This window comes from Metasolibacillus meyeri (genome assembly GCF_003049505.1).
Lineage (GTDB): Bacteria > Bacillota > Bacilli > Bacillales_A > Planococcaceae > Metasolibacillus > Metasolibacillus meyeri.
In genome coordinates, this window is record NZ_PYWN01000190.1 from 1 (window position 1) to 715 (window position 715).

The 715-nt window shown below is 36.5% G+C and carries 1 protein-coding gene; it reads left to right on the forward strand.

What is annotated here, in order from left to right; translation table 11 throughout:
• Positions 1-662, forward strand: a 662-nt coding sequence (locus C9J34_RS22170; RefSeq protein ID WP_193769110.1) for a hypothetical protein, incomplete at its 5' end; no start/stop codon positions are given.
• Positions 663-715: the final 53 nt, after the last annotated feature.

Genomic DNA, 715 nt, shown 5'->3' on the forward strand with positions numbered 1-715 from the left:
CTCATGCACCATATAGTGCATTTCAAGGGTCGTTGTGGGAAGGTAATTATTTCTATGCTAATTTACATGGACATAATTGGAATATCAGTGATAATCCTTTTACTGAGCTACGAAAGTACGAGTTTGATGGTACGAATTTTACTTTTTTAGAAAGTGTAGAGCCGCCTACATCTGGTGCTTCGCAAGGGCTGTCAAAGTATGCAGATTACTATTTTTGGAACGACAGACCGAATAACTGTATAGTAATCACAAAATCTATAAATAAAGCTAATATATACGCTGAAACTATGCCGTTATTAAGAGAACAGACTGTAGAACCTCAATTATTGAATGGGTTCGAGTATTGGGACGCTACAAGAAAACCTCGCGTAACTTTAAAAGATGGGATTGTATATCTATCAGGAATGCTAAAAGTACCCGAGGGACTTACGCTAGATGGGACAGGATTAAATACATGTTTCCTTATGCCTGAACTAATGACAGATGTAACAAGTAGGAATTTTGTCTGTTATTGTAGTCAAGGTGCTGCCAGAGTTGCTATAGCATCTAAACTAGATACTTTAAACGGGCGGAAAGTTGTATTAGGAAATCCCTCGAATCCACTTAGCGGTGTAACATGGTTATCACTCGATGGCATAAGTTATCCGTTATTAAATGTATAAATATTTTCAGGAACTCTTCTTGTATAAAAATCAGTATAATTTCCTAACATTTG